The sequence below is a fragment of the Salipaludibacillus sp. HK11 genome, assembly GCF_047795645.1.
Lineage (GTDB): Bacteria > Bacillota > Bacilli > Bacillales > Salisediminibacteriaceae > Salipaludibacillus.
Genome location: NZ_CP181045.1, coordinates 4,832,338 through 4,858,092, shown reverse-complemented (window position 1 = coordinate 4,858,092; position 25,755 = coordinate 4,832,338). Strand labels below are relative to the sequence as shown.

At 35.4% G+C, this 25,755-nt stretch carries 26 protein-coding genes and 1 riboswitch; of the genes, 4 read left to right on the top strand and 22 right to left on the bottom strand.

The genetic code is table 11. The features are described from left to right. Positions 1 to 12: 12 nt before the first annotated feature. From ACM26V_RS23020 to ACM26V_RS22985, 8 genes are all read right to left on the bottom strand, one after another. A complete protein-coding gene (locus tag ACM26V_RS23020) occupies positions 13 to 477 on the bottom strand; it encodes a chemotaxis protein CheX (protein WP_416149087.1) in 465 nt (154 codons plus the stop codon). A gap of 51 nt (positions 478 to 528) precedes the next feature. Beyond that, on the bottom strand, positions 529 to 1,221 hold the full coding sequence (locus tag ACM26V_RS23015; protein WP_416149086.1) for a DUF2225 domain-containing protein: 693 nt from the start codon (positions 1,219 to 1,221) through the stop codon (positions 529 to 531). A gap of 382 nt (positions 1,222 to 1,603) precedes the next feature. Beyond that, on the bottom strand, positions 1,604 to 2,548 hold the full coding sequence (locus tag ACM26V_RS23010; protein ID WP_416149085.1) for a nucleoside hydrolase: 945 nt from the start codon (positions 2,546 to 2,548) through the stop codon (positions 1,604 to 1,606). 10 nt (positions 2,549 to 2,558) lie between these two features. Further along, entirely contained in the window at positions 2,559 to 3,500 is a 942-nt protein-coding gene (locus ACM26V_RS23005; protein ID WP_416149084.1) for a nucleoside hydrolase, read from the bottom strand. Positions 3,501 to 3,602: 102 nt separating this feature from the next. Further along, the gene (locus tag ACM26V_RS23000) at positions 3,603 to 4,574 is read right to left on the bottom strand and encodes an ABC transporter permease (protein WP_416149083.1); all 972 of its coding nucleotides are present in this window, start codon (positions 4,572 to 4,574) and stop codon (positions 3,603 to 3,605) included. Continuing rightward, positions 4,575 to 5,633 (bottom strand): ABC transporter permease, encoded by a 1,059-nt coding sequence (locus ACM26V_RS22995; RefSeq protein ID WP_416149082.1) that lies wholly within the window; start codon positions 5,631 to 5,633, stop codon positions 4,575 to 4,577. Continuing rightward, positions 5,633 to 7,159, bottom strand: coding sequence for an ABC transporter ATP-binding protein (locus tag ACM26V_RS22990; protein ID WP_416149081.1), 1,527 nt, complete (start codon positions 7,157 to 7,159; stop codon positions 5,633 to 5,635). The genes ACM26V_RS22995 and ACM26V_RS22990 overlap by 1 nt, the downstream gene beginning before the upstream one ends. 286 nt (positions 7,160 to 7,445) lie before the next feature. Continuing rightward, complete coding sequence (locus tag ACM26V_RS22985; RefSeq protein WP_416149080.1) at positions 7,446 to 8,618, bottom strand: BMP family lipoprotein; 1,173 nt, start codon at positions 8,616 to 8,618, stop codon at positions 7,446 to 7,448. A 482-nt stretch (positions 8,619 to 9,100) separates the two neighbouring features. On the opposite strand from ACM26V_RS22985, the gene ACM26V_RS22980 reads away from it, so the two are divergent. After that, positions 9,101 to 9,490 (top strand): response regulator, encoded by a 390-nt coding sequence (locus ACM26V_RS22980; RefSeq protein ID WP_416149079.1) that lies wholly within the window; start codon positions 9,101 to 9,103, stop codon positions 9,488 to 9,490. Positions 9,491 to 9,731: 241 nt separating this feature from the next. Beyond that, the gene (locus ACM26V_RS22975) at positions 9,732 to 9,992 is read left to right on the top strand and encodes a hypothetical protein (protein ID WP_416149078.1); all 261 of its coding nucleotides are present in this window, start codon (positions 9,732 to 9,734) and stop codon (positions 9,990 to 9,992) included. Here ACM26V_RS22975 and ACM26V_RS22970 read toward each other — a convergent pair whose 3' ends face one another. The 6 genes from ACM26V_RS22970 to ACM26V_RS22945 all read right to left on the bottom strand — a co-directional run bounded on the left by ACM26V_RS22970 (position 9,993) and on the right by ACM26V_RS22945 (position 15,756). Next, positions 9,993 to 11,039 (bottom strand): ethanolamine utilization protein EutH, encoded by a 1,047-nt coding sequence (locus ACM26V_RS22970; protein WP_416149077.1) that lies wholly within the window; start codon positions 11,037 to 11,039, stop codon positions 9,993 to 9,995. Positions 11,040 to 11,134: 95 nt separating this feature from the next. Further along, positions 11,135 to 11,566, bottom strand: a complete 432-nt coding sequence (locus tag ACM26V_RS22965; protein ID WP_416149076.1) for a hypothetical protein — start codon at positions 11,564 to 11,566, stop codon at positions 11,135 to 11,137. 87 nt (positions 11,567 to 11,653) lie between these two features. Beyond that, on the bottom strand, positions 11,654 to 13,507 hold the full coding sequence (locus ACM26V_RS22960) for a PAS domain S-box protein (protein WP_416149075.1): 1,854 nt from the start codon (positions 13,505 to 13,507) through the stop codon (positions 11,654 to 11,656). Positions 13,508 to 13,680: 173 nt separating this feature from the next. Beyond that, positions 13,681 to 14,574 carry a manganese catalase family protein gene (locus tag ACM26V_RS22955; protein ID WP_416149074.1) on the bottom strand — a complete coding sequence of 298 codons (894 nt, stop codon included), beginning with the start codon at positions 14,572 to 14,574 and terminating at the stop codon, positions 13,681 to 13,683. A gap of 218 nt (positions 14,575 to 14,792) precedes the next feature. Next, positions 14,793 to 15,359 carry a hypothetical protein gene (locus tag ACM26V_RS22950; protein WP_416149073.1) on the bottom strand — a complete coding sequence of 189 codons (567 nt, stop codon included), beginning with the start codon at positions 15,357 to 15,359 and terminating at the stop codon, positions 14,793 to 14,795. A 79-nt stretch (positions 15,360 to 15,438) separates the two neighbouring features. Then, a complete protein-coding gene (locus ACM26V_RS22945; protein ID WP_416149072.1) occupies positions 15,439 to 15,756 on the bottom strand; it encodes a YbjQ family protein in 318 nt (105 codons plus the stop codon). Between the two features lie 256 nt (positions 15,757 to 16,012). Here ACM26V_RS22945 and ACM26V_RS22940 point away from each other — a divergent pair, with 256 nt between their 5' ends. Then, positions 16,013 to 16,246 (top strand): hypothetical protein, encoded by a 234-nt coding sequence (locus ACM26V_RS22940; RefSeq protein ID WP_416149071.1) that lies wholly within the window; start codon positions 16,013 to 16,015, stop codon positions 16,244 to 16,246. 128 nt (positions 16,247 to 16,374) lie between these two features. Here the strand turns inward: ACM26V_RS22940 and sinI are convergent, their stop codons facing one another. From sinI to ACM26V_RS22920, 4 genes are all read right to left on the bottom strand, one after another. Next, entirely contained in the window at positions 16,375 to 16,512 is a 138-nt protein-coding gene (gene sinI, locus ACM26V_RS22935; RefSeq protein WP_416149070.1) for a DNA-binding anti-repressor SinI, read from the bottom strand. A 27-nt stretch (positions 16,513 to 16,539) separates the two neighbouring features. Further along, positions 16,540 to 16,630: riboswitch (cyclic di-GMP riboswitch) on the bottom strand. Between the two features lie 294 nt (positions 16,631 to 16,924). Further along, on the bottom strand, positions 16,925 to 18,091 hold the full coding sequence (gene yhbH, locus ACM26V_RS22930) for a sporulation protein YhbH (protein ID WP_416149069.1): 1,167 nt from the start codon (positions 18,089 to 18,091) through the stop codon (positions 16,925 to 16,927). 241 nt (positions 18,092 to 18,332) lie between these two features. Beyond that, complete coding sequence (gene lepB / locus ACM26V_RS22925) at positions 18,333 to 18,923, bottom strand: signal peptidase I (protein WP_416149068.1); 591 nt, start codon at positions 18,921 to 18,923, stop codon at positions 18,333 to 18,335. A 366-nt stretch (positions 18,924 to 19,289) separates the two neighbouring features. Next, on the bottom strand, positions 19,290 to 21,185 hold the full coding sequence (locus ACM26V_RS22920) for a PrkA family serine protein kinase (RefSeq protein ID WP_416149067.1): 1,896 nt from the start codon (positions 21,183 to 21,185) through the stop codon (positions 19,290 to 19,292). A gap of 249 nt (positions 21,186 to 21,434) precedes the next feature. Between ACM26V_RS22920 and ACM26V_RS22915 the strand changes: the two genes are divergently transcribed. Continuing rightward, the gene (locus ACM26V_RS22915; RefSeq protein ID WP_416149066.1) at positions 21,435 to 23,306 is read left to right on the top strand and encodes a transglycosylase domain-containing protein; all 1,872 of its coding nucleotides are present in this window, start codon (positions 21,435 to 21,437) and stop codon (positions 23,304 to 23,306) included. Between the two features lie 40 nt (positions 23,307 to 23,346). Here ACM26V_RS22915 and ACM26V_RS22910 read toward each other — a convergent pair whose 3' ends face one another. From ACM26V_RS22910 to ACM26V_RS22895, 4 genes are all read right to left on the bottom strand, one after another. Beyond that, positions 23,347 to 23,907 (bottom strand): DUF5366 family protein, encoded by a 561-nt coding sequence (locus ACM26V_RS22910; RefSeq protein ID WP_416149065.1) that lies wholly within the window; start codon positions 23,905 to 23,907, stop codon positions 23,347 to 23,349. Positions 23,908 to 24,025: 118 nt separating this feature from the next. After that, positions 24,026 to 24,331, bottom strand: coding sequence for an antibiotic biosynthesis monooxygenase family protein (locus ACM26V_RS22905; RefSeq protein WP_416149064.1), 306 nt, complete (start codon positions 24,329 to 24,331; stop codon positions 24,026 to 24,028). Between the two features lie 303 nt (positions 24,332 to 24,634). Next, positions 24,635 to 25,108 (bottom strand): tRNA (uridine(34)/cytosine(34)/5-carboxymethylaminomethyluridine(34)-2'-O)-methyltransferase TrmL, encoded by a 474-nt coding sequence (gene trmL, locus ACM26V_RS22900; RefSeq protein ID WP_416149063.1) that lies wholly within the window; start codon positions 25,106 to 25,108, stop codon positions 24,635 to 24,637. 81 nt (positions 25,109 to 25,189) lie between these two features. Further along, complete coding sequence (locus ACM26V_RS22895) at positions 25,190 to 25,630, bottom strand: hypothetical protein (protein WP_416149062.1); 441 nt, start codon at positions 25,628 to 25,630, stop codon at positions 25,190 to 25,192. Positions 25,631 to 25,755: the final 125 nt, after the last annotated feature.

The window sequence follows — 25,755 nt, the reverse complement described above, 5'->3', positions numbered from 1 at the left end:
CTCTAATAGATTTTAGCTTGCTTTGCCATCTAAAGAGATATGAATGGATACTTCACCTATTGCTGATTCCAACGGCACAGTAATGAACTTTTTTGTAGATCGAAAGTTCGAAGCACCATCATTAACAACCGGTGGTGTAACGTCAATGATACACTCTTCTTTTGATAATTCTGTCGCTGTCGATCCCGCAATCCAGTTTCCAAATTCTTGGATTGCACTCCAACCCATATCATCTAAAGAATCTACCGTCATTCCACCCATCATTGCTCCGACAATTTTTTTCGCTGTTTCCGTGGTAAGAGTACATATGATCTGTCCTGTTACCTCACCATTAACACCTAACACCACAGCAACATCATTAGAAGGCACTACTCCTTGACTTGAACTTGGTTTTTTAGCTGTAATATCAACACCTAGATGGTTACTCATAATTGATTTTGCTGCTCTACACACTGCATTTATATGTTTCACGTTCATTCTTTCATCTCCTTATTTTCACACTCATTTTTGAATAGTATTACAAGTTTTTTACTTTGATCCCATTACTTCTCGTGTTTTATACCATTGATCTCGTGCCATCTCAACAATTTGTGGTTCTGTATGACGTTCTTTGTGCTGAATGACTTTAGAGAAATACTTGACAGCTTCTTCCCTGTTATCAACTTGACGATTAAGTTCAGCTAAAAGATATATAACTTTTAGTTCAGACATTTTTTTTGATGCAAAGTCTCCTGAAGTAAATGCATTCTCAAAATGTTTAATTGCATATCGTACAAAACGTTTCTCCTCCTCTTTTTCAAGCGAATAACGAGACAACCAACTTAACTTCATACATAAACTCCCTATCACAATTGATGGTTGCGTCGTTTCACCAGCAGATATTAATGCTAATTTATATACTCGAACGGCATCTTCATAGCTCCGCTGCTCTGAGAAACTCTGCTTTCGCCAGTTAGCTGAAACTCGGCTTTTAAAATTTTGTCTGTGATTCTCTTTTTGAATGTCATCAAACTGCTCATTAAATGCATAGCCACATTGAGGACAAACATTGACTTCGTATAATAAGGGATTGAGAGATTCATCTTTATATTGCTTGGAAAAATCATTGAATACTTCCTTTACTCTGATAAACCTTGACCTTAATTTTTTTGAAGTGAAAGTGTGATCACATACATGACATATTACTTTCTTATCATACAATGGTGGTATATCATTTGTCATAAAAAACTTTCACCTCGCTTTGAAAAGATATTATAAGTATAAAGGACCTAGACTAAAGAAGGAAGAGAAAATTGTCGAATTATAAGTAATTAATACTATAGTCCTGTTACTATTCATTTTTAATTGTAGGACACCTCTAAATAAGGTCTACTGTATAAAATAGGGTGAACCATTTTTTATCAAAATTGATGCCTCTTTAACGTGCAAGGTTTATGGGCCATATTGCGTTCATTCCTTTCCACGTAACTACGATAAAATAGGTGGAAATCACTGTCATGATCAGTATTCTCAGTTATTCAGTAGTCCTTAAATAGATATCGATAAGAAAGTAAAAATCGCACACAAAAAAAGAACACAGCATTGCCGTGTTCTTTTTTTGTGCTTAAATAGATTTTAAAACATTCAAAAGCATATTTTTAAATTTTGGTCTATCGACTGCTTCACAGACACGTACGTTTGGTAAATTTCCAGTTCTATTATTAACATCTACCAGACTATATCCTCTAGTCAATTCACCAATCGTTTCAACATCAACATAATAATTAGTAGACTTCGTCATTATCGAGTTGTCGGCTGCTATCGCAGCTAACAGTGTATCAGGATGTGTAGTACCACTTAAACGATGGACTGTTTTATTAAATTTCTTCACAACACGATTAACATTAATGAAAAAATCGGAACCCTTTGTTGCTAATTTTTTAATGTCATGATGATCGTTATCATCCATAAGTGAATAATTGATACACATATCCCATCCGACCATTGTGATAGGGACACCAGAATGAAGGACTATTTTCGCTGCTTCAGGATCAACCCAAAAATTATATTCGGCTGCGGGAGTAATATTCCCTAAACTATTGTTAGTGCCTCCCATGATATATAAGTGTTTTAAATCTTTTATAATCTCAGGGCATTTTTTTATAGCCATCGAAATATTTGTTAAAGGTGCTATTGCTAATAAAACTATTTCTCCAGGATTCTCTTTAACTTTATTGATTATAAAATCGACAGCATGCTCTTTTTCAGGACGCTGAATTGCTTTATCAAAGAAGGAGTCACCCATCCCATCACTTCCATGCACATCTTCTACAGTTACATGCTGTTTCGTTCCTGAAGAAAAAATTGGCCCCTCATAACCACAGTAGACTGGCGTATATGCTTGATTTTGAGATACTTGAATTGTATAAAGCGCATTTTCAATTTGTTGATTAAATGCGACATTACCACCGGTTATTGTAACACCCTCGACTCTAAAATGATGCAAAGCTGTTAATAAAGCGATCGTATCGTCGCCCGCTGTATCCGTGTCAATGATTATTCGTTGCATTTCTTACACCTCACACATTCTGTCTTGACAATTGTGTAATGTAATTAAAGAAAGCATTACGATCAACATCATAAACGAGATTCACTTTTCTTCCTGTTTCGAAAATCTCTGTTTTCCCTTGGCTAGGTCCACTGGAATGGACCCTACTAGGAACTTCTTTTGTTTTGACCAATCCTTTGTTTCCAATTGTTGTTGTTGTTAAAACATCCCATAAAAAGTAGGTTGAATTCGTCACGAAATGTTCCAACGGCGGAACCATTGCATAACATTGACCTAGGAAGTCAATACCTATATCCTGTCTTTTTGCCGCCCAATCTGACCTAACATCTGGTGTTAACGGCACTTTATTCGTACTTTCTAAAGCAACGAGATCTATTTCAATATTACTTTCCCAAACTCTAGCAACAGCTTCGGGATCCCAAAATGCGTTCCATTCAGCTGTACCATCATGTTCAGGCTCTTCTACATTTCCAACTTCTAAAAATGTTCCACCCATCCAAACAAGTTTTTCAATATTCTTTTCTATTTCTGGAGCTTCATCTAAGGCAGCAGCTAAATCCGTTAACGGCCCTATAAATAATAAGGTTACTGGTTCTTGTGATTTTTTTATTGTATCGATCATATGTTTATGCGCAGGAATATTAGCAACTTTTGTCTTAACAGGTTGATACTCATTAAGAATAGGTAATGAATCTACAAAAAACGCATGTAATCTCCAGTCTTTAGGAAAAGGATTTTTACCACGCAAAGAAGACGCAGATACTTCTATATCTTTTCCCTTACCAAATCTGTCAATTATTTTTCTGCTCGCAAACATTGCCGGTTCTAAATAACAATCTGCTGGAATCACTCCTACACCAAGTAAATCTACTTCTTCCATTTGTAAAAGAAGAAATAAAGAAACGAGATCGTCTACACCACCATCATGATTTAAATAAACTGATTTACCCATTTGCTCACCTCTATATCTATAAATTAATCTTCAATGAAATAAGCTCTCTATTCGGTACTCACCTTCTATGTTCGTCTAGCATCGCAACAAGTAAATAAATGATTAACGACTTCCTTTTTCATAATGCTGATTTAACGCTGCAGGGCCTTCAGCTTTCCCTACAAATCCTGCGAGTGCAAGAATAGTTAATACGTATGGCAAAATCAACATGTATACTTGCGGAACATTAGCTAAACCTGGTATTTGCTGGGCAGAAATACTTAACGCCTGCGCAAACCCAAAGAATACCGCTGCTCCCATCGCTCCAAAAGGATGCCACTTACCAAATACGAGAGCAGCCAAGGCCATAAAACCTTGCCCGACAATCGTTCCACCACCAAAGTTTCCAGCAGTTGTAATCGCGTATACAGCACCGCCCATACCACCAAAAGCGCCACTAAGCATAACACCAATATATTTCATTCGATTAACGTTAATTCCCATCGTATCTGCTGCCATTGGATGTTCTCCTACTGAGCGGAGACGTAGACCAAATGGCGTTTTAAACACGACATACCAAACAATAAACGCAATCAAGAAGGCAATATACGTTGTTGCATAAACTCTTGTGAAAAGCATCGGACCAAGTATTGGGATATCACTTAATAACGGAACGGTTATACGATATAATCTCGCTCCCCCTGAAATCGTATCTGTTTGACCTTTATCAAACATCTCTCGAACAATATAAACCGTTAAACCTACCGCTAGAAAGTTTAATGCAACACCACTTACAATTTGATCTGCTTTTAAAGATATCGATGCTACAGCATGAAACAAGGAAAACATAGCTCCTAATATAATAGCAACTAGTATCCCCATCCAAGGAGAGACTGCACCAAAACCTAATGAATCAAAGAACAACGTTCCAATAATACCTCCGAAAGCACCCATAACCATAAGACCTTCTAGACCTATGTTAACAACACCTGATCTTTCTGAAAACAAACCACCCAACGCTGTAAGAAGTAGAGGGGTAGCTGCAATCAGCGCAGCCGGAACAATGGTGTAAAGGATTGGTAATATCAAATCCATTTATTTCCCCTCCTTCTTGCTTTGTATGCGGCTATAGATCCAGCGAATCAAATAGCTTGATGCTACAAAGAAAATAATTAATGCAATAATGATCTCTATTAGTTCAGGTGCAACACCTGCTTGACTTTGCATATTACTCGCCCCTTGTTTTAAACCACCAAACAAGAACGCTGATAGAAAAATACCGATTGATGTACTTGATCCAAGTAATGCGACTGCTATACCATCAAAACCGAAATTAGTAAAAGAAGGCAAAATGTTGGCATAGTTATACGTCCCTAACCCAAGCATAGCGCCACCTACTCCAGCAAATGCACCTGAAACAGACATGGAATAAATAATGTTCCTATTAACATTCATCCCCGCATAAGAAGAAGCATCTTTATTGTATCCGACTGAACGAAGTTCAAATCCTTTTTTCGTTTTCCAAAGAATAAACCACATAATTATACAAGCAATGATAGCTATCAAAAATCCCCAGTGAAGCCGAGAGAAATTTGTAATATTCGTTAAAAACTCTGATGAGAGAGAGGCTGATTCATTAATATATGCGGTACGTTGCGCTGATTCAATCATATAATTTCTAATAAAGTGATTTACTACATGCATTGCTATGTAATTCATCATAATGGTGACAATGACTTCATGAACTTGAAATCTCGCTTTTAAAAGTCCTGGAACAAAGCCCCACAGTGCACCAGCTATTGCACCGGCTATAAGAGAAAGAGGTAAATGGATAATCATCGGTGCCTCAATCGCAACACCTACTAAAACAGATGTAAACCACCCTACTATTAACTGACCTTCTACACCTATATTTAAAAGGCCAGTTCTAAATGCAAACGCTACAGCCAACCCTGAGAAAACCAAAGGAGTCATCCGCTGCAGGGTCTCACCAAAATCATACGGTGTTCCAAAAATCCCGCTTATTAATGCTGCATAAGCACTGATGGGATTATTACCACTGACTATCATAATGACAGCGCCTGCTAAAAATCCAAAGAAAATAGCTATCAACGGGATTAACACACCTGGCAATTTATCTAATACTTTCTTCATTATTGAATCTCACCTACTTCCCTTTTACCACCAGCCATGAGTAGACCTAATTCTTTTTCGTCTGTATCTTTTGCGTTTAAGATGTCAACAATTTTCCCTTCATAAATAACGGCAATCCTATCACTTACATTTAGCACTTCATCTAGTTCGAGGGACACAAGCAAAACGGCACGTCCCTTATCTCTCTCTTCAATCAGTTTACGATGAATAAATTCAATGGCCCCTACATCCAAACCACGTGTAGGTTGAGCAGCAATTAATAAGTCAGGTGAACGATCCACTTCACGGGCAATAATTGCCTTTTGTTGGTTTCCACCTGACATCGATCTAGCTAAAGATTTTTCACTAGGTGTTCGAACATCATATTCCTCTATGAGTTGACGAGCCTTCTCATACATTTTAGAGTAATTTAACACACCATTTTTCGTATATGGTTTCTGGTAATAGGTTTGTAGTAAGACATTTTCTCCAACCGTAAAATCGAGAACAAGACCATGCTTATGACGATCCTGTGGAATATGCCCGATCCCAGATTCTGTAACTTTACGCGGTTTCAATCCAGTAATATTCTTCCCTGACACATGTACACTGCCACTTTTAGCTTTTTTCAAGCCTGTAATAGCCTCAATTAATTCTGTTTGACCATTTCCATCTACACCAGCAATCCCCATGATTTCAGCACCGCGAACGTCTAACGAAAGACCTTCAACTGCCTCAATACCTCTTATATCTTCAACAACTAAGTCTTTAATAGAAAGGACTACATCATTAGGTTGTGCTTCCGCTTTTTCTACTTCAAAATTAACTTCTCGTCCTACCATCATTTCAGCTAGACTGTTTTCAGAAGCTTCTGCCACTTCCACAGTACCAATTCCTTGTCCACGTCGAATAACTGTACACCGATCACAAACCTGCAGAATTTCTTTTAATTTGTGCGTAATTAATATAATCGATTTACCTTCACTAATTAAATTTTCCATAATTTGAATCAATTCTTTAATCTCTTGAGGCGTTAAAGCGGCTGTTGGTTCGTCAAATATTAGGATTTCCGCTCCACGATAAAGTGTTTTTAAAATCTCAACACGCTGCTGCATACCTACAGATATATCCACGATTTTCGCGTTTGGATCTACTTTCAATCCGTAACGATCAGAGATATCCTTTACATCTTTAGCTGCTTTACGAACATCAATTGACCCTAGCTTTGTAGGTTCGCTGCCAAGGATTATATTCTCAGTTACAGTGAATTTTTGAACTAACATGAAGTGTTGGTGTACCATTCCAATGCCCAAACGATTAGCCACATTAGGATCTGTTATAGCTACTTTTTCTCCACGAACTTTAATTTCTCCTTTTTCAGGTTGATACAGGCCGAACAAGACGTTCATCAATGTTGATTTCCCTGCTCCGTTTTCACCTAATAACGCATGAATTTCGCCTTGTTTGACCTGTAGCGTAATATTGTCATTGGCAACGATACCGGGGAATTCTTTTCGTATGTTATTCATCTCGACTACGTATTCCAATGTAAACACTCCTATCAGAATCAATAGAAAATTAGCTTGCTTATCGCCATGACAACAAAAAAACCGTATAAAGTTCATTTAACGATACTTTTGGATGTGAAGCAATAGGTTCTCATTCTACTGAATTCATTTGATATTTAAGTTGAGCGTGAATAAAAGTATTATTTCTCTACTACGATTCACGTATTACTATAACTAAATTATTGTTATTCACCTATAGACAAAGGCTAGTACAAGACTAGCCTTTGTTTTCACTTATAGGTAAATACAAGTATTTACAATAAAATTATAGATTTCCTTCAAACTCTTCGTACTCATCGTCTGTTTGAGGTACATCAATTTCACCATTTATAATCATCGCTTCATATTCTTCAACTGCTTCAATCGCTTCATCAGAGACGTTATCTCTTGTTTCAGCGATCCCTACACCTTGATCTGTAAGATCAAATTCTAAAACTTCTCCACCAGGGAAGTTGCCATTCATTGTATCTTCAGAAACTTGATAAACCGCCTCGTCGACACGTTTAACCATAGAAGTTAATATAACGTTTCCTTCTCCCCAGTCACCTTCAGTAAGAGCTTGGTCTTGGTCTACACCAATTGCCCAAACTGTTTCTCCTCCTTCATTACGGTCAATTGCTTCAGTGAATAGCCCTTGTCCAGTTCCACCGGCAGCATGATAAATAATATCTGCGCCATTTCCATACATAACGTCAGCAATTTGCTGACCTCGTGAAGCATCATTGAAGTCTTGTGCATACTGAACATCAATTTCAATATCAGCATTTACAGATTTCACTCCAGCTTTAAATCCATTCTCAAACTTTTTGATTAGATCTCCTTCTACTCCACCAATGAAACCAATGTTATCTGTTTCAGTGTGCATTGCTGCTACGACACCGGCTAAGAAAGAGCCTTCGTGCTCAGCAAACGTAATATGAGCAATGTTTGACATAGGTGCATCATCATCACCCATTACAACAGAATCAACAATCGCAAAACTCTGGTCTTCGTTTTGTTGAGCTATTGTACGGATATCATCTTCCATTAAGAATCCAATCGCAAATGTCAAGTCAGTGCCTTGACGTGCTAAATCATTCAAGTTAGGTGCATAATCTGATGCATCACTTGATTGTAAATAATCAACTTCATTATCTGGATAGTCGTCACCAAACTTTGTTAAACCCGCCCAAGCGGATTCGTTAAATGATCTGTCATCAACTCCACCCACATCAGTTACCATTTTTGCTGAGAAACCTTCTCCATCTTCAGTTGCCTCATTATTAGCTTCCTCTTCATTATTATTAGCCTCGTTATTCTCTTCGCTTTCATTCACTTCGTTCTCATTACCGCCTCCATTATTAATAGGAGTTGTGTCATCATTTCCTTCACCACAAGCAGCAAGTAATGTTCCAGCAGCAAGCACTGAAGAAAGAACCATCATCATACGTTTTTTCATTTTGTAAATCCCCCTTGATATTTTTTTTGCCTATACCTTATAATCTGAAACAAGGTGATAGCCTATGCCATTATTATGACATATAAAGAAGTAAATTATAATCAAAAGAAGTTCTACTAAGCTATCAATCGACTTGTACGATGTCTGACATCTAAAGTGGAAGTAGGCCCTTAAGAATCTTCTTATGACTAGGTTTAAATATATCATTAAATGATGAAATAATAAATAGTTTTATTTTGTGAATCTACTTACAAAACAAGTTGTAAAACGCTTACATTTTTTTGCTTGTCGATAGATTTTCTTACCCTCATATCCCTCATTTTTTCAGTCAACAAGCTAAAATAGTCTCTATTATATGGTAAACTATTAGCAGAAATATTACTGTTGCAGATTATATTGGATCAATTGATAAGTAAAAAATGTGATTGATATCTTTGTTCGTGATGACTAATGAAATCCTCAACTGATTGGAGGGAAATTCATTGAAGAATTTATCTGTTCTCGTATGCGATGATTCCGAATTAGTGCGTAAACAAATGATAGAAGTACTAACTTTAATCGGTGTGGAAAACATTCTTGAAGCTTACGATGGCGAACAAGCAGTTATTATTTGTAAGAAACAAAAACCAGATCTCGTGTTCATGGATATTATTATGCCAAAAAAAGACGGTATTGCGGCATTAAAGCAAATCACTCAATCTAACTCTACTATCAAGGTTGTTATGGCCTCTTCTTCTTCAAGTCACTCTCATTTGAAAAAATCTCTTCAACTAGGGGCATATACATTTATACAAAAGCCAATAAGTGAAAAGGTCATTCTAAATATTATACAAAACCTCATCGAAAAAAGAACAATCTTTAGCAAAGATTAATATATTATTGTCCGAATACTATATACGGAAATTAAATTTCTGTGTGTAAGTGATTCGGACACTTTTTTTATTAAAATCTAGTAATTAATCTGTATCCGGAAGTGATAAGCCAAATGCGATAGGACTCCTCTTGGTTAGAAGTACGATATTGACATACTCTTATTAACATGATTATTCTAATTTTTTTGTAGTGGGAATATATATAATAACATCAAGTTCGCCGTTTCGAGGAGGCTCTATCATGAATAAGAAAATGCAATTATTTAAGTTCAAATGGCATCAATTTTGGATAGCTTGGCACGAAACAAAGTTCCATTATTACGGATCAACCTGGCACGAAAAGAGAATGATAAAGCATGAAAAGAAAGCTAATCATCTATTCTCAATGGATGTTGACACGATAAAAGAACAACTCGACAGCACTGATGAAGAAACTCCCTCTTCAAACAAAGAGGAAACAGTATCATTGGATAAAATAGCGGACACATCCGCAACAAAGTAATCATTTAGAAATAATAAACGCAGTAACAATAGCTAAAATACCAGCAGAGACTTTGCCTACCATCATTGGGACAACCATGTTAGGTTCAAGTGCAGCCGTAAACCCTAAATGTCCGCCTATAACAAACGCTCCGCTAACAGAGAAAGCTATATTCATTAATTTTCCTCGTTCATCTAATTCATGAAGCTTTTTATACATTGGAATACTATGCGCAAGAGATGAAACAAACCCTAACCACGCAAGATCGGAAATACCAGTTTTGCGTATAAGTGGCTGAAATAATGGGATAATTCTTTCCTTCAAAAAATATACAAGTGGGAATGCACCAGCTAAAGCGAGCACTATTAACCCTACTATTTCGATCGATTCACGAAAAGGAGTTAGTCCTTGAATAAGTTCAACTCCAGTCAATTCATGAATAGCAACAATTCCTATAATTATTGAAACTGAGGCCATCACAGCTTTACCCGTAAAAACAAAGATGCTGATCATTATTTTATCTAACCAGATTAATCCAGAGATAATAACAGTAACAAATAATAACACTGGTATTAATTGTACAATTAAAAATGTCACTGGAAATCCCGCTATTAATCCGGCAAGAAAAGCTCCTAGTGGAATTGGAATTAATCCTATCATAATTCCTTTAGCTAAGATCGAATAATCGTTTTTGTTAATAAAGCCTAACGCTACTGGGACAGTGAACACAAAAGTTGGTCCTAACATTGTCGATAATATTACACCTGAAAATAAGGCTGCTTCTCTACTTTCTGCTAACTCTACTGCTAGTGGGTACCCCCCCATATCTATGGCAAGGAGCATACCTGGAAACATTGCTGGATCTGCTCCAACAGCTATAAATAACGGACTTACAAGAGGTCTCAATATATTTGCAAGCACCGGAGAAATTGTAATCATTCCAACCATAACCAAAGCTAATGGGCCCATTGCTTGAAATCCTTCATCAAAAGCCTGGCCATACCCCTTCCGATTCCCTCGGATTTTGTCTAAGATTCCCACAAATATAAATGCTATTAGCGTCCACATAATTAACGTATGTACCCACATCGTCTACACCAAATCCTTTTGTCAAAAAATAAATTAAACCACTTGTTCCCCCTGAACAGTGGTTTAATGAATCTTTAATAACCTATTTCCGTCAATCCTACAACAAGCAAAGCTTCTAGTTCTTCTTGCGTCAAACGATCCATCACTTTTTTCTCTAGTTCGACTTGTTCCTGCACAGTAAGACCTCTAGATGCTTTAGTTGTAATCTCTCGAATCTCTCCGAAAGAAAATTTACTGACCAAAAGTTTCGTTGCTTCTTGTTTTGTTGAAAAAGGTAGCTCTTCTTTTTGAATAGAAGATTCTTGAAAAGATTGAATTTCTCCTCGATATTTTTCAATTACCGCAGAAACTTGCGGATCATCTATAATTTCGTTAATTACTTCCTCAGTTAATAATTCACTTGCCACTTGGTCTATCATTTGATCAGATGCAACAGTTAAAAAATAACGGTAACCTCCATAAAGAAGCCCAATAATAATAACGATAAAAATAATTGCTTTTTTCATTTATTACTCCCTTTCGAATATCAATCATTACGAATACTATCATTATATACGGAAAGGAATTTTTAGCAAGGAGCCTTTTCATCCACACTAAGTTAAAGTATTATTTTCTTGGTGTAGTGGTAATCTAACTGTAAATTTAGTGCCTTCCCCTTCTTTACTTTCAACTTTTATATCACCATCATGGTCATCAATGATTTGATAAGAAACCATCAGGCCTAAACCGGTTCCTCGTTCTTTCGTTGTAAAGAAAGGTTCTCCAACCCTCGATAATAACGATTCTGGAATTCCACATCCTTCATCGATAATATCTACTACAGCATATTCATTTTCTTTTCGTAATTCAACAATTATACTTCCACTTTCCATCGCTTCGATAGCATTTTTGATAAAATTCATAAAAACTTGCTTTATTTGATTATTCGTACAATAAATATTAATCTTTGAACCATCTTCCTTTTTCTCAATGTATATATTCTTTATTATGGCTTGTGTATTTAGAAGAGTGATAATATGATCTAACAGACAATTCAATGAACTTACTTCTTTATTGACTGTTTGTGGCTTCGACAAAATCAATAACTCATTTAATATTTGTTCGATTCGAACAAATTCAGAATTCATAATCTCAAAATATTCAGGTTTTCCTTCGCCACTTATTTCAATTAATTGAAGGAATCCTTTCAATGAAGTAAGGGGATTTCGAATTTCGTGAGCAATCCCTGCGGCTAATTGCCCCACAGCAGAAAGTTTCTCTGATTGATAAAGTAGTTCTTCAGATTTTTTCTTTTCAGTAATGTCTCGAAAGGTATATACCTTCCCGACAATTTTACCCACTCCTGCAATTGGAGTCATTACGTATTCTATAATGATCGGTTTACCATCTTTTCTAAAAATAGACGCATTCGCCACTCGAATGATCGACTCTTCTAAATTCTTTTCATTATTCGATGTATCTATCTCAACTTCAGAGCGATTGAGTAATCTGTCTTCTTTGAACATTTTGTTAACAATCTCTGGCGTTAACTCTTCTATTTTATATCCCGTCATTTTCTCTGCTGCCCGATTCCACATAACGACATTCGACGAATCATCAAAACCAACAATTCCATCCTCAACCGAATTAAGGACCAACTCATTCGTCTGAGAAACGGACAAATATTTTTCAAGACTATCTCGTTCGGCCGTTACATCTTTAATAATTCCGTATACACCAATAATATTTGACTGAACAATGATAGGTAACGTTGTAATAAGTACATAAAATGGACGATTAAATTTCTTTGAGAAATTCAACTCAGTCGCTTGCGGTTTTCCATTTTTAGCAAAGTAAAATAACTCTTTAACTTTTTTCTTCATATCGTTCGGAAGAAATTTAAGGTAATTACTACCTAAAAATAATCTCTCCTCAATTGGAAATAAATTCTTAAACGCCGTATTAATCGCGAGGAAATTCCCATCTAAATCAATAGAGCAGACTGCGTCTGGATGCTTTTGAAACAGCGTTCGATAGCTTTCTTCAACAACTTCCATTGCTACATGCTTTTCAGTAATATCTTGCATAATAACAAGTAATCCGGTTTCCTTTGGGTAGGCCTTAACATGAAACCACGTATCAAACTTAGGTTCATATTCATCAAATTCAACAGAGGTATTTTTTAAATGTGCATGATGATAAGCTTCATAAAATAGTGTCTTAATTAAATGAGGATATTCATTCCAAATATCCTCCCCTAAAAGAATTGACCGATCTTTTTTTAACATTTTTTCTGCAGCTTGATTTATGTACTCAAATTGCCAATTCAGATTTAAAAAAAGGATACCTTCTGAAAGTAGATCCATGGTTTGAGAAAATGAGTCAACTAATGAGTCAGTAGTTGACTCATTTCCTCCCATAATTGAACCAATACCATTTGCAAATTGATTACTCTCGTATGTGCACACTATCTTCACCTCATTATCTTTCAAATCTATTGGCAACTTATTCTTATCTTACCAAATAATTGATCATTTTTTCTGTTTTTTTTTAAAGTCTTGACTTTTTTTATCTACCTGACTCCTCATAAAATGATAAAAAACACGACTATTCGTAGATAGCCGTGTCATACTTTGTTGAATTATAGTCCTGCTGATCTTTGCAATCGTTTGGCTATTTCTTTGAAATCCTCTTCTGAGACACCTGGAGCAAACTCTTCTGGAACCTCTTCCAAATCAGGGATTGGCCCTCCGTGTGGCGCTCCTTTAATAACTTCAAGTTGACCGCCATCCGGATGATTTCCTTTCCATATTTGGCTGATTTGTTGATAATCTTCTGGACTAAATGTATAAAGTTTCCGTTGGGACCCTTGCGCTTCAAACTTTCTAGCTGTATCAAATTTACGATTATCTAAATCTGGGATCGGTAGCATTTTCTTCATATCGACTCCCGTCATGATCTCTAATGCTTTTGCATATGCAAGCACATGGACTCCACCTCTAACAAGAAGATAACCTATCATCTCACGAGCAACAGGGTGATCAGTCATTTCATATACTCTCATTTTATGAGTCCTAGCTCCGCACTCAAGGAAAAAATTATGAAGTAAATCAAGTACTAAGTTTCCGCTATTAAAGACATTATCACCTGACCAAGGTCTACCCATCGAATCTCCTGGAAGAGAAGTTTGCGCCGTTTGAATGAAGTGATAGGAATTTCTTTTGTCTTTCGCATTTTCCATAGGCGCAATGTTCGGATCTCCTGGAAACGTCGTACCAGTAATCATTAAATTAATCGTGTTCGATACTAATTCCACATGCCCAAATTCCTCGGCCGTAATACTAGCAATTAATTCATAAAACGGACGAAATTTCTTTTTTTGCCTGAAATTAAATGATTGGAACATATAGTTATTTAAAGTAGACATTTCACCATACTTTCCACCAAGTAATTCTTGAACCGCTGCAGCTGCATTCGCATCAGGGCTTTCGGGCCTAGGCAAATCAATTAAAAGCTTATCCATCCTCAAAATCATTTATTAAATCCCTCCAGATGATCAAGATAATCTCTCTTCACTACTGTCTAATATCTACATATCATCTATATGATGGGAAGGACTTGACCTAATACTTCTATTAGAAAAACTTGGCTTGTCGCCAAGTCCTTCATGGCGAAAGCCTTAGTTTATCTTATACTTTAATCCTTTAGCGAAGTTAAACATTCTTAAAGTGTAATTTAAAAAACCTAACAGATTCATTCTTTCACATCAATAACAATCGATGTATTATAGTTATGGCTCTCAGATTCCTCACCAGCAGATGTGAGAAAGTCTGCTCTTAATTCGATTTCATATTCTCCCACTGGAAATCCTTCTTCTACCATAAATATTTGAAAAAATTCATCGTATTCATCTGCAGCATGATTGTCTATTCTTTTATGGAATTCTTCTTCATACCACTCATTATTTTTTAGGAGTGTCATTTCCAGCACTTCATTCAAGAAATAAGGGATTTCTACTCCTCTATTCACTTCGATCACTTCAAAGAAAAATGGACTTTCAGAGTGGGAAATTTCTATTTCGGCATTTTCACCAATGTATTTTAATTTTCCTCTTACATCAACTTTTTCCCCTAGTTTATACCTTGCTTTTTCTGAGACAAGTCGCAATACAAATTCTCCTGCTTCTGTTTCAGAAACGATCTTTTCGGATTCAATAAACCCTTCAAGATCACTGTCATTCTGACCATCTTCGCTCTTAATAGAACACCCAATCATAAGAAGTGATGTCAAAAATAAAAGCGACAAATATTTCTGATTCATCTGCAACTGCCTCTCCTCTCTAAATCCATTAAAAGCAACTAGCAACTGTCAATAAAAAACTGCAACGTGCGAACCCATCTTACTTTTTCAATTTCACTCCCGTACCATAGACCATCACTTCTGATGATCCTTGCATAATGGTGGAAGTTGTATAACGGACGTTCACGATTGCATCTGCACCTAATTTTTCAGCACGTGAAATCATTTCCTTTTCAGCGATGTCTCTAGCCTCATTGAACATTTCTTCGTATTCTTTCATTTTCCCACCAACTAATCCTCTTAATCCTCCAACAATATCTTTTCCAATATGTTTCGCTTGTACTGTATTTCCTGATACCACACCTAAAGCTTGAACAATTTCCATACCTGCAATCTGTTCTGTATTCACAATTATCATCTTTGTTCCTCCTTCGTATACTTTGATAATTGATTTACGAAAATAACCGACAAAAGTTTCCTTTTTTTGTCGCTGTTTAAGAACAATTTAAAAAGTGAATATTAAATGGAATGTTTTTTAGGGCGCAATTTTCAAGAATTACTTAATAAATTTCATCTGTGACCACTTATGAACATCAACTTGCTTGTTCAGATTGCGCCGTTTTACAATTAGCCTTATAATATAAGTAATATGGAATTATCAGGAGGGATCAGGAATGGATTCATTCAAAAAAATGAGTAAAGAAAATAAATGGCATTTTTTCATCATTACAAGCATACTAGTTAGCTCTATCTTAATAGGGATTTTTGTAGGACAAAATGAAGCGTGGTTTATTGAACGTAATTTCACTGCAGGTTACATGTCTGGGTCATTGCTTGCGGCAGTTTTACTTTTTGGTCTTTATCGTTCTGTGGCTTTTTTTATCGAAAAGAACCCCAAGAGTGAGTAGAGGAATTTACTCTCCCCACTCGTTAATTTGGGAAATGGATTGCAGCTTACAACAATTCAGTTGAATTCTATAATGATAGAAAGTTATTTTAAAAATGTTTTTTAGAGCAATATAAAACAACAAAATTCCTAAGTTTCCCGACTCCCGTGATTTTTTTCGTATAGAAAAATCCGGATTTCTTCAGGTGTCACCCCTTGCTCTAATGCCGATTTTATTAGCAAGGCCCATTCTTGTTCTGAATTCTCTTCACTCTTAAATGTTAGCAAGAGGTTATCCTCCTTATGCACTTCATTAGAGGCAACTATGCAACCCTAGGATTTCCTCCTATTCCCTTAGATACATAGTTTTGCGTCCTACATTTTAATAGGTTTGCCTTTTCTTAATGAGCAGCGGAATTTTTATTCGTTATAAAGAACGAATAGCGATCAAATACTCCATCCCTTCTAAAATACCTCGAATTAAAACACTTAATAAACAATCCGCCTCCTTTTTGTTCTATATTACGAACCGTTAATTGAATGATAATATTTTTATATTATGATGTAAATAGATATAAAGACATAATAAATTAAATAGATATATTTATTATTGTTTATAATAGTTAAATTTATAGGTAATTAGATATGTATTTTATATAAAAAGATGATCTGCATTAATACAGATCATCCTTTTAGAAAGTTAATGTATAAATTCATGCTGATTTTTTTGAAAAAACCACTTGAGTGATTGATAAACATCCGCTTTTTCTTTCAAAACGTAATATCGGAATTTCGGATCATTTATTTTCTTATATACACTTAAAAGAGTCGAAGTTCTATTATATTGGTTAACTTCTCCATATCCAAAAAAACTCGATATTTCCATTAAATCTTGAATGTACTGCGTACATCTCTTATTATCAGAAGTTAAATTGTCTCCATCAGAAAAATGAAAAGGATAAATATTATAGCTAGATGGAGGATACTTAGCATCTATTACCTCAAGTGCTTTTCTATACGCAGATGAACAAATTGTTCCACCACTCTCACCCTTCATAAAGAAATCATCTTCCGATACCTCTTTAGCCTCTGTGTGATGGGCAATAAAAACAATTTCAACAGTCTCATATTTTGTCCTTAAAAACCTTGTCATCCAGAAGAAAAAGCTCCGAGCCATATATTTTTCGAATCTTCCCATACTTCCAGAAGTGTCCATCATTGCTATTACCACAGCTTTTGATTCTGGTTTTTCTTTTTCTTCCCATGTTTTAAACCGTAAATCATCGTTATAAATCGGTGCAACACTTGCTTCACCTTTCATCGCATTACGTTTCAATGCTTCGAGGATTGTTCTCCTTTTATCTACATTACCCATTAATCCTTTTTTACGAATATCATTAAACTCAATATCTTCGATTATGGTATTGTCTTCCTCTTTTTTCTGCAAATTTGGTAATTCTAATTCTCTAAATAGCATCAATTCCAATTCCGCAATTGAAACCTCTGTTTCATAATAATCTTCTCCAGGCTTATCCCCAGCTTTGTCTCCTTTTCCTGGTTCTTTTTGTTTACTTCCATCTCTCGCAACAACATCACCTATCTTACTGTTACCATCACCTTGCCCTACATGTTTATTCTTCTCATAATTATAACGAATTTTATATTCATCTAATGAACGAATTGGAACTTTTACAACATCGCGACCATTTGACATTACAATGCTTTCATCACTAACTAAATCTGGTAAGTTTTTATGAATCGCATCTTGGACTTTTTCTTGGTGACGTTGCTGATCTTGGTAACCTTTCCGGTGGAGGGACCAATTCTCCTGAGAGACAATATAATTTTTCCCCGAACGGTTTATCATCCGTTTTCCCTCCTTCATGTTATTATATATATGATTAACTTCGATCTCTCTTAGTCTATCCTATGCAAAATGGACAGTTAGTTGTCAAAATTCTCAACATTGGAAAAGCCTATCTACAAACAATTTAAATCCATCGATACTACTAACCCGGTAAAGTAAAAACTCCTGCAATAACATTGCAAAAGTTATCAAAATAGTCATTATTTAAATTAAATGTCCTTTATTTTCAATCGATTCCTCGTTAAAAAAAACGTATTTTTTTTGGTGGCCAAAAAGCCATGTTTGCTTTTCCTACAATTTCTTCTATAGGTATAAATCCAATATGACGACTATCGAGACTATTTCTCCGATTATCTCCTAAAACAAAAACATACCCTGGTGGAACTTCCTTTTCACCTGTTATTTCTAGTAAATTAAAGTTTTCAGTGAATAATCCATTATCATGTGCTTCTTTATGAACATGTAGGAAATCCTCTTCGTGGGACACATTGTTAATGTAGAGAGTATCATCAACATATTTGACTACATCACCAGGTAGTCCAATAACTCTCTTAATATAATCAGAATCTTCCGTGGCATGAAATATAATTAAATCAAATCGATTAGGTTCATTGATTTCATAACCAATCTTGTTCACTATGATTCTTTCACCATCATGAATGGTCGGCATCATCGATTGACCATAAACGATATAATTTGTGAAGAGAAACCCGCGGACGAGAAATGAAATAATGAGAACGATTACAGTGATTTTTAGGAAAAGCCATGCTTTTTGTTTCCAAAGCGACCTTTTTTTATGAAAATCTCCCTTCACTTCAACTTTCACATTCATTTTTGTCTCCTCCATTTAGATATCAAAAGACAACGGATCTACACTTTAATAAAAACCAAAAAAGTTCCTATTTCAAACTAATATTTACAACACTCGAAGTCATGAAATCAATATTATATTTTCCTATGTAAGCTTAGGTTTTCAGTACAACTGAGATTTTTGGGGGTTACAGTTATTTATAACAGTAGTAGTGATACTTCTATAGCTTCACTTGCCACGGAGAAGTCTTCGCCATGATATATGCATTAATTGCAAAATATCCTTAAGCTTAAGAGAGAATATCTTGTTTACCAGTTAATTTTGTTATTCTTATCCAATTATTGAGAAGCTACTGGAGAAACAACCCCCAGTAGCAATTTACTGCTCTTATCTATTCAACAAACTTCCGACGTATTTTAGGAGATCATTTGCAGAGGTACTATTATAACCGTGTTCATCTATTAATCTTGCAATTACTTCGTTTACCTTCTTTAATTGGTTTTCGTCAGGAGTTTTTGTCGATGTAGTAATTTTCACGACATCTTTTAAATCAGCAAATAACTTTTTTTGGATTGCTTCTCTGAGCCGGTCATGTGACTGGTAATCGAATTTTTTTCCTTTCCTCGCATATGCAGAAATCCGTATCAATATTTCCTCTCTAAAAGCTTTCTTTGCATTTTCAGATATGCCAATTTGTTCTTCTATTGACCGCATAAGTTTCTCATCTGGACTCATCTCTTCTCCTGTTAATGGATCATTCATTTTATTTTTGTTACAATACGCCTCAACGTTATCTAAATAATTATCCATTAGTGTTTTAGCAGATTCTTCATAAGAATAAACGAATGCCTTTTGTACTTCTTTCTTAGCCATCTCATCATATTCTTTTCGAGAAACAGAAATAAAGTTTAAATAACGCTCCCTGTCTTCTTTTGAAATCGAAGCGTGTTGATCCAAACCATCTTTTATTGAGCGTAAAACATCTAACGCATTAATTGATTTCAATTCTTTTCGAATAATTGCTGATGAAATCCGATTAATAACATATCTAGGATCTATCCCATTCATGCCTTCATCACTAAATTCTTTCTTCAACTCTATGACATCTTGGGAGTTAAATCCTTCGACATTTTGTCCGTCATATAACTTCATTTTTTTCAACACATCAACATCACTTTTTTGTGAGTCTTTAATTCTCGTTAGCACTGTAAATGTAGCCGCTACTTTCAGTGCGTGAGGAGCAATATGAACTTGGGAGATATCTGATTCTCGAATCATTTTCTGGTAAATTCGTTCTTCTTCACTTACCTTTAAATTATATGGAACCGGCATGACAATAATTCGTGAATGTAATGCCTCATTTTTCTTATTTGATATAAACGATTTATATTCTGCTTCATTTGTATGAGCGATGATCATCTCGTCTGCCGAAATTAACGCAAATCTACCTGCTTTAAAATTCCCTTCCTGTGTCAAGGAAAGTAAATGCCACAAAAACTTTTCATCGCATTTTAACATCTCTTGAAACTCCATAATTCCTCGATTTGCTTTGTTTAATTCTCCATCAAACCGATAGGCACGTGGATCTGATTCAGAACCGAACTCAGCTATCGTTGAAAAATCAATACTTCCAGTTAAATCTGCTATGTCTTGGGATTTTGGATCAGAAGGACTGAACGTTCCTACACCTACACGTCTATCCTCAGATAAGAAAATCCGTTCAACCAATACATCTTCAATACGTCCTTCATACTCCTTTTCTAATCGCATCACATTTAATGGTGAGAGGTTTCCTTCAACGCGAATACCAAACTCCTGATAAAAATCTTTACGCATATGATGTGGAATAAGATGTATAGGGTCCTCATGCATTGGACAACCTTTAATCGCATAAACAGCCCCTTCATCCGTTAGACTATATTTCTCTAACCCTCTTTTTAACATCGTCACAATCGTTGATTTTCCTCCACTAACTGGACCCATTAATAATAAGATTCGCTTCTTTACATCTAACCTCCTCGCTGCTGAATGGAAATATTCTTCCACTAACTTTTCAACTGATTCCTCTAAACCAAAAATCTCATTATCAAAAAATAAATATCGTTTTTTTCCACCTTCTTCTGTGACTCCTGCATGTTTAATCATGTTATAAACACGGGAATGAGCTGTTTGAGCCACCTCAGGCCGTTCTCTTAAAATCTCCAAATAGTCGGCAAAAGTTCCTTCCCATTTTAATTGTTCCTGCTCCTCACGATGCTGTTGAATTTTATGAACAATATCCATCGTATCCTCCTTTCAACATCTACCCATGTAATTAATCCAATGAAGGTATGTTTCATCTTATGCATTCACCTAGAAAACGATGTTTAAAACAATCGTAAAGTAGATCTTACAACTGTAATTTTCGTGTCTAATTGAATGATAAGTAAGCAAAAAACTAATTTGAAATGAATTATAAAAAAAAGTCACTTCCAACCGGCTCAAGATCAGAGTAGAATGAAGCTATAACTTCAAGAGAGTGTTGTGACATATATGAAGACAATTATTGGGAATTTATTTATTTTAATATTTATCAGCGTATTTTCCTTCTTATTTATGGAAACAACAAGGGAATTTTCTGCAGCTCAATCGCTTCACGAAGTGTTGGATAAATCGATTGAATTAGAAGAAATAATATTATCAAATAACAGTGTTGTTCTTGACAAAGATAACAATCTTATTTCAGATATCTATTCAAATGAAAATCGCATTGAGCTTCCCTTTGATGAAATACCCTCTATTGTTATAGACGCATTTATCGCTGCTGAAGATCAATCATTTTATGAGCACCCTGGTTTTGATATGACAGGTATTGCTCGTGCTTTTTTTGTAAATCTAAATAGTCAGCAAGTCGAGCAAGGTGGAAGTACCGTTACACAACAATTAGTGCGCAATCTCTATTTATCACACTCACAAACTTATGAACGCAAACTAACTGAACTACTTTATTCGTACCATTTAGAACGAAAATTGAGTAAAGATAAGATTCTAGAACTCTATATCAATTCTGTTTATTTCGCAAATGGAGTGTATGGAATTGAAGCAGCTAGCCTATATTATTTTAGCGAGTCTATTGAAGATTTAACGCTTGCTCAAGTAGCATTTTTATGTGCGATTCCAAATAATCCGTCCCATTATAACCCGATAGATAATTCAGAACAGACTCATGAACGAAAAAATTGGATATTATCAAAAATGTTAGAAGAAAATTTTATTGATGAGGAAGAATTCGACGAAGCAAAATCCGAAGAAATTACGCTCCGACCATTAGAAAAACAAGATCATTATCCAGATTATGTAGATTATGTATTCCACGAGTTGAAAGAGCTTATATCTATTAATGAGGGGTACAGTCAACGGTTAAGAGCCGCAACTTCAGCTGATGAACGTTCAGCTATCCAAGAAAACCTTCAAATTCGAGTGGATGAATTATTAGCAAGTGGAATTACAATAGAAACATCTTTAGACCCTGAAGTGCAAGCTCACGCTGTTAATACGATCAATAATCAACTTGGGCAGTCTGATATTCAAGGGGCTACGTCAATCATCGACCATGATCAAGCAGAAATTGTTGCAATCACAGGAGGTGTTGCTTACAATAAAGCTGATTTTCATCATGGTTTTCGCGCTTACCGACAACCAGGATCGGCAATTAAACCTTTACTCGTTTTTGCACCGCTTCTTGAAGAAACAAATATGAATAAGGAATCGATAATTGATGCAGGCCCAATTAAAAGAGGAGAATATGAACCTAATAACTTTGGAAATGCTATCTACGGGAAGGTCTCCCTTGAAGAAGCTTTTAATAACTCCTATAATACAGCGGCAGTTAGAATTCTTGACATGGTAAGTATTGATACGGCTTTTTCATATTTTAATAAATTCGATTTTCTTCGTATTAGCACCGATGATTATCGCCTCCCCTCTGCTTTAGGAGGATTAAGGCATGGAGTCAATGTCAATGAATTAACCCAAGCTTATTCTACATTTGCTACAAGAGGCGTATACAGATCGCCAAAAGCAATTCGATCAGTAACCGATGGAAATGGAAATGTTTTATACGAGTCGAAAAACGAAAGTATAGAAGTATGGAGTGAATCTACAACTGATGAAATGAGAAATCTGTTATCTACAGCTGTTTCTGATGGAACAGGTAGAGCAGCTCAGTTTAGCGGTTCTAATTATATTGGGGGAAAAACGGGGACAACCAATAATTTTCACGATTTATGGTTTGTCGGCTCAAGTGATCGCTACACGGCCGGTGTTTGGCTAGGAAAAGACGAACCTTCATCAATCTATGAGCAAAGTCAGAGAAATTTACACACGCAGTTATGGAGAGATATTATGATGGGAATAAACCAGTAAAAGTCCTTTCACTGGTTTTTTTCTTACTACAGGGGGATTATTACAAAGGTAAACTTGCAATCAAACTATTGTAAAGCTTCACGATGGTGTAAGCGACAGCAATTCCAAAGGCAAACCAAAAAAAGAGATGAAAAAGAATTAACCCTATTAATGCTGAAAAAGATAAGGAATCACTAACTTTATAGATAAAAAATATAAAATAACTAAAACAAGACAATATAAAAACACTAAGAAGAAAGATTATGTCGACAGAAGCAACAATTGAAAAAACCCCTCCAATTAAAAAGAACCACGTACCTCTTCTCACATTTCTTAAATCTGTTCCTTCCTCATCTTTTGAAAAAAACAATAGTGATAATTCATTGATCGTGTTCGCAATTAATTTTAGCGCTGCAAAGAGCATAAAGAAAAATAGCCAAAGCACAAATAATAACGCTAGATGAATCCCACTTTCTGAAAAAAATTCAATCATACCACTGTAAAGCCCAATGGTTTGCAAGTAATTAATCAAAACTCTCTCCATATATATTGAGAAAGCCAAACTAAATAAAACAATTGATATTAAAGGGAAATGGCTTGTTAAATATGTATTTTTCATCATTAAAACTCCTAGTTTAGGCCGGCATGGAATTAATTGATCGTTTCTTCTTCGTTACTTTCATTTACTTGCAAAACAAATGCAACCAACTACAAAGCAAATTGGTTGCTTAATTTCCCACTTACAAATGGTGGTCTACATGGTATGCATAAATCTTGTTACCTGTCGTCGGGCTTTTATCCAAATTTTCTCTGCGCTTTTTGTGTGCATGTTTAAATGCGTCACTATTTACCCAACTCTCATATGCTTCCTTTTTATCCCATTTCGTTAATACAATTTGAAAGTTTGTATTATCTTCAGGGCTCAAAAACATAAAATCTAAACAGCCAGGGACTTGTCTCATTTTTTTATTACTTTCAGCAAATCGATTTGAAACATTTTCACGCCCTTCAACAGGTACATGTAGCTCATTCATAACAACATACATTATTAGAAACCTCCCTTTACTACATTCATTATACGATAATCAGCTATTTTTTCAAAGATTCACAAAATAAAATTAAAATACCATTATATTATAATAACGAACTTCTTTCCTTCGAGTTAAAAAAATGGTATATTTGAGTGTAGACAATATTAAAGGAGGCCATGTAATGGGACTACTTTTGATTTTAGGTGTTTCTTTAGTGTTTCTTGTAGCCATTTTTACTGCTGGATATGATTCAAATCCACATAAAAATTAGTTTTTAAAAGCCGTTATCCATCATGATGGACAACGGCTTTTTTACAACTATTTTAGCGGCGTAAAAGATTGTTGTCTTAGCGCCTCGTAAACGACAATTGCTGCCGTATTTGAAAGGTTTAACGAACGAATTTTATCCGTCTGTGGAATACGAAAACAACGATCTTCATATTGCGCCGTCAATTCTGAAGGTAACCCTTTCGTCTCTTTGCCAAAAACAAATAAATAGTCTTTTTCGCTATTACTATAATCTATTTCATGATAGTGTTTTCTCCCGATCGTTTCGATAAAGAAAAATTCTCCTCCTTGAAAACGTTCGAATAATTGCTCAATCGAATCATAATGATTCACGTCTACATTGGGCCAATAATCACAGCCAGCCCGCTTCAGCATTCGATCATCCGTCGAAAATCCGAGTGGATGTATTAAATGTAAAGACGTATTTGTTCCCGCGCAAGTCCGTGCAATATTTCCTGTATTTGCTGGTATTTCTGGTTCGTGCAAAACAACATGCAATCCCAACTTCTCTTCACCCCATTATGAACTTTAAATCTTCAAACGTTATCTTATCATGTTCACTAATGAAATGAAAAGTTAATTTTATTACGTTGACACTTCTAATGTGGATATAAACTTTCGTAATTCATCCGTAGATATCTCCTTACCAATAATTTGATAATTAGGAACTATATCATTAACTTCTGCTAACAAATCGTTTTTAACAACAAATGTAAATTGAACAATAGGATTTGGCTCCATAAAGTAAGCCATCTCTCCAACATAATTATATATTTCTACAATTTCTTCTGTTTCCTGGGAAAGATTCGTTGGACTCTCATTAAAGATAAGATGATTTCTAAGTCTTTCTTCATCTAATCCCTGAATATTTTGATCTTGTATGAGTTCAATTGTACCTCGGTCATTATTTTTAAAACTAGTAACGAGAAGTCGGTCTTCAAAAATTGTCTCCTCAATTGTCCAATCTTCTAAAATAGTTTCTGGAAATAAAATAGGAAAAGAGAGTTCACGCTTTGCTTGTGACAAAGTCGCATCCCCTTTAGTACAAGCGGTAAAAAGAATTAGAAGACTCACTAATATAATAGGAAATTTTATTAAGTTTAATTTATTCATACGTCAACACCGTAACTTTCAAATAAGAATATGATTAT

Coding starts and splice junctions, on each gene's coding strand:
- ACM26V_RS23020 (WP_416149087.1), bottom strand. CDS start 477: ATGAACGTGAAACATATAAATGCAGTGTGTAGAGCAGCAAAATCAATT.
- ACM26V_RS23015 (WP_416149086.1), bottom strand. CDS start 1,221: ATGACAAATGATATACCACCATTGTATGATAAGAAAGTAATATGTCAT.
- ACM26V_RS23010 (WP_416149085.1), bottom strand. CDS start 2,548: ATGCAACGAATAATCATTGACACGGATACAGCGGGCGACGATACGATC.
- ACM26V_RS23005 (WP_416149084.1), bottom strand. CDS start 3,500: ATGGGTAAATCAGTTTATTTAAATCATGATGGTGGTGTAGACGATCTC.
- ACM26V_RS23000 (WP_416149083.1), bottom strand. CDS start 4,574: ATGGATTTGATATTACCAATCCTTTACACCATTGTTCCGGCTGCGCTG.
- ACM26V_RS22995 (WP_416149082.1), bottom strand. CDS start 5,633: ATGAAGAAAGTATTAGATAAATTGCCAGGTGTGTTAATCCCGTTGATA.
- ACM26V_RS22985 (WP_416149080.1), bottom strand. CDS start 8,618: ATGAAAAAACGTATGATGATGGTTCTTTCTTCAGTGCTTGCTGCTGGA.
- ACM26V_RS22975 (WP_416149078.1), top strand. CDS start 9,732: ATGAATAAGAAAATGCAATTATTTAAGTTCAAATGGCATCAATTTTGG.
- ACM26V_RS22970 (WP_416149077.1), bottom strand. CDS start 11,039: ATGTGGACGCTAATAGCATTTATATTTGTGGGAATCTTAGACAAAATC.
- ACM26V_RS22965 (WP_416149076.1), bottom strand. CDS start 11,566: ATGAAAAAAGCAATTATTTTTATCGTTATTATTATTGGGCTTCTTTAT.
- ACM26V_RS22955 (WP_416149074.1), bottom strand. CDS start 14,574: ATGATTTTGAGGATGGATAAGCTTTTAATTGATTTGCCTAGGCCCGAA.
- ACM26V_RS22950 (WP_416149073.1), bottom strand. CDS start 15,359: ATGAATCAGAAATATTTGTCGCTTTTATTTTTGACATCACTTCTTATG.
- ACM26V_RS22945 (WP_416149072.1), bottom strand. CDS start 15,756: ATGATAATTGTGAATACAGAACAGATTGCAGGTATGGAAATTGTTCAA.
- ACM26V_RS22940 (WP_416149071.1), top strand. CDS start 16,013: ATGGATTCATTCAAAAAAATGAGTAAAGAAAATAAATGGCATTTTTTC.
- yhbH (WP_416149069.1), bottom strand. CDS start 18,091: ATGATAAACCGTTCGGGGAAAAATTATATTGTCTCTCAGGAGAATTGG.
- lepB (WP_416149068.1), bottom strand. CDS start 18,923: ATGAATGTGAAAGTTGAAGTGAAGGGAGATTTTCATAAAAAAAGGTCG.
- ACM26V_RS22920 (WP_416149067.1), bottom strand. CDS start 21,185: ATGGATATTGTTCATAAAATTCAACAGCATCGTGAGGAGCAGGAACAA.
- ACM26V_RS22915 (WP_416149066.1), top strand. CDS start 21,435: ATGAAGACAATTATTGGGAATTTATTTATTTTAATATTTATCAGCGTA.
- ACM26V_RS22910 (WP_416149065.1), bottom strand. CDS start 23,907: ATGATGAAAAATACATATTTAACAAGCCATTTCCCTTTAATATCAATT.
- ACM26V_RS22905 (WP_416149064.1), bottom strand. CDS start 24,331: ATGTATGTTGTTATGAATGAGCTACATGTACCTGTTGAAGGGCGTGAA.